This window comes from Arthrobacter sp. SPT-J7, assembly GCF_059089965.1.
This window is the reverse complement of the sequence record NZ_JBNHFF010000306.1, coordinates 1-3,142: the sequence shown is the minus strand read 5'-3', so window position 1 is coordinate 3,142 and position 3,142 is coordinate 1. Positions and strand designations below refer to the sequence as shown.

Sequence of the window (3,142 nt, the reverse complement as noted above, 5' to 3'; positions counted from 1 at the left end):
GGCGCACCCCCGGGGTGATGCCTCGCGTTTACTCAGCCCCCGCAGCACTGGACGTTTCCGCCGGCCCGGCCGATCCGGCGTCGTACTCCTCCAGCGGGACTGTGCCCTGTTGCCAGGCCTTCAAAACCGGCTCGATAATCCGCCAGCAGTCTTCTGCCGTATCGCCCCGGACGGAGAGCAGCGGATCGCCGGTGAGAACGCCCTCCAGCACCTCACCGTAGGGCAGGAGTTCGGATGCGCTCAGTTCTGCTTCCAGGGTGACCCGGCTGAGGCTGAGGATCTCGCCGGGCCCGTTCACATCCACGTCGAATTCGAGGGTGTCCGGCCCGAAACCGATCCTGAGCTGGTTCGGCGAATCCACGCCCGTGAATCCCTTGGGAAGGTGGGGGACCGGCCTGAACGTCACCAGGGCCTCCTTGCGCTTCTCGCCCATGGCTTTCCCGGAACGCAGGATGAACGGAACACCCTTCCAGCGCCAGTTATCAACCGCCACCTGGATCTGCGCCAGGGTTTCAGTTCCCCGTGACGAGTCCACGCCGTCCTCCTTCGCGTAGTCCGGCACTTCCTTCCCGGCCACGGTCCCGGACGTGTATCGCGCCCTGCGGGTGGAAGCTGCGTAGGGAGCGCGCACGCTGCTCGCCCGCAGGACCGTGGAAACGGCGTCGCGCAGGTCCCGTTCGCTGATGCTCGACGGCGGCTCCATCGCCATCAGGGCCATGATCTGGAGCAGGTGGCTTTGGATCATGTCCCGGAGCGCACCCGCGCCGTCGTAGTAGCGGGCCCGGCCCTCGAGCGCGAGGTCCTCGTCGAAGATGATCTCCACCTTTTCCACGTGCTCACGGTTCCAGACGGGCTCCAGGAAGTTGTTGGCGAAGCGCAGGCCCAGGATGTTCAGCACTGTGGCTTTGCCGAGGAAGTGGTCCACTCTGTGGATATGGTCCTCCGGTACCAGGCGCACCAGGGTCTGGTTGAGTGAGCGGGCGGACTCCTCACCGGAACCGAAGGGCTTTTCCATTACCAGCCTCGTGCCGGGCGGTACCTGCTCCGGCCGGAGGGCTTCACAGGCCAGCTGGCTGATCCGCGGCGGCAGGGCAAAGTAGACGGCCGTGGGCCCCTCAAGGGCGACCAGCAGCGACGCAAGCGCACCGCTGGCCGTGACATCCAGCTGGTGGTAGACGGTTTCCTTTTCCAGGTTCTCCAATGCCCGCAGGCCTTCCGGGGAAGCTGACTTCGCGGAGGTCGCGAAGGACGTACGGACCCTGCCCCGCCATTGTTCCGGGGTCCAGGGATCGGAGCCTGCCCCGACGAGCCGGAGCCCTGCCGCGCGCCCTGTGGCCACAAGCCGCGCCAGGCCTGGCAGGAGCAGCCGCCCGGTAAGGTCGCCGGAAGCACCGAGGATGAGCAGGGTTTTCACTGTTGTTTGGCTCGTCATTTTGCCAGCATGCCACCTTGCGGGCCCGACTTGGTACCCTAGATAGTCGAGTCCCGATCATCCACTGAAAGAAGTGCACGGCGCGTGTTCAATTCACTCTCTGACCGGTTGACAGCAACCTTCAAGAATCTCCGCGGCAAAGGCCGCCTCACGGAGGCGGACGTTGACGCCACAGTCCGGGAGATCCGCCGCGCCCTCCTGGACGCGGACGTTGCCGTTCCCGTTGTCCGTGAATTCACCGGCCGGGTGCGCGAACGCGCGCTGGGTGCCGAAGTTTCCGGGGCCCTGAATCCAAGCCAGCAGATCGTCAAGATCGTTAACGAGGAACTGGTGGAGATCCTCGGCGGCGAGACCCGCCGGATCCGCCTGGCCAAGAACGGGCCCACGATCATCATGCTGGCCGGCCTCCAGGGCGCCGGTAAGACCACCCTCGCCGGCAAGCTGTCCAGATGGCTGAAGGCCCAGGGCCACAGCCCCATGCTGGTGGCCTGCGACCTGCAGCGCCCCAACGCCGTCACCCAGCTGCAGGTGGTTGGCCAGCGCGCCAAGGTGCCGGTGTTCGCGCCGCACCCCGGTGCCACCTCCACCGAGCTTGAGCACCCGGCCGGGGACCCTGTAGAGGTTGCCCGCGCCGGTGTTGAGGAAGCCCGCCAGAAACTCCACGACGTTGTCATCGTGGACACTGCCGGCCGGCTCGGCGTTGATGCCGACATGATGGAGCAGGCACGGCAGATCCGCCGGGCCATCGTGCCGAACGAAGTGCTGTTCGTCCTGGACGCCATGATCGGCCAGGACGCCGTCAACACGGCGCACGCCTTCGATGAGGGCGTCAACTTCACCGGCATTGTCCTGTCGAAGCTCGACGGCGATGCCCGCGGCGGCGCCGCCCTTTCCGTTGCGTCCGTCACCGGCAAGCCGGTGATGTTCGCCTCCACTGGTGAGGGCCTGGACGACTTCGAGCTCTTCCACCCCGACCGGATGGCGTCCCGCATCCTGGACATGGGCGATGTCCTCACGCTCATTGAGCAGGCCGAAAAGTCCTGGGACAAGGATGAAGCTGCCCGGATGGCGAAGAAGTTCGCCGACCAGGAAGACTTCACCCTGGACGATTTCCTGGCGCAGATGCAGCAGATCCGCAACATGGGCTCCATGAAGAAGATGCTCATGATGATGCCGGGTGCGCAGAACATCCGCCAGCAGCTTGAGCAGTTTGACGAGCGCGAGATCGACCGCGTGGAAGCAATTGTCCGCTCCATGACGCCGCATGAGCGCGTGGCTCCCAAGATCATCAACGGTTCCCGCCGCGCCCGCATCGCCCGCGGTTCCGGCGTGCACGTCTCCGAGGTCAACGGCCTCCTGGAGCGTTTCGCGCAGGCCCAGAAGATGATGAAGAAGATGGCACAGGGCGGCATGCCTGGCATGCCCGGCATGCCTGGCATGCCAGGTGCGGGCGGCGGCGCGCGGAAGAACGCCAAGAACGCCCCCAAGAAAAAGGCCAAGTCAGGTAACCCCGCCAAGGCCGCCCAGGAGCGCAAGGAGGCCGAGGCCCGCCGTGCGAATGCCGCCAAGGCATTGCCCACCGGGGCTGCCTTTGGCCAGCAGTCGGGTGACTTTGATCCCTCGCAGCTGAACCTGCCCAAGGGTTTCGACAAGTTCCTCGGCCAGTAACCACATCTGCAGCCGAGTAGCGCCAAGTGTTGTTTTGAGCGG

The 3,142-nt window shown here is 65.5% G+C and carries 2 protein-coding genes; one reads left to right on the top strand and one right to left on the bottom strand.

Annotated features, from left to right (window positions below; all coding sequences use genetic code 11):
- Positions 1 to 28: 28 nt before the first annotated feature.
- Positions 29 to 1,432, bottom strand: coding sequence for a glucose-6-phosphate dehydrogenase (locus tag AC5RWX_RS31775; protein ID WP_494100169.1), 1,404 nt, complete (start codon positions 1,430 to 1,432; stop codon positions 29 to 31).
- 84 nt (positions 1,433 to 1,516) lie between these two features.
- On the opposite strand from AC5RWX_RS31775, the gene ffh reads away from it, so the two are divergent.
- Complete coding sequence (ffh, locus tag AC5RWX_RS31770) at positions 1,517 to 3,100, top strand: signal recognition particle protein (protein ID WP_494100168.1); 1,584 nt, start codon at positions 1,517 to 1,519, stop codon at positions 3,098 to 3,100.
- Positions 3,101 to 3,142: the final 42 nt, after the last annotated feature.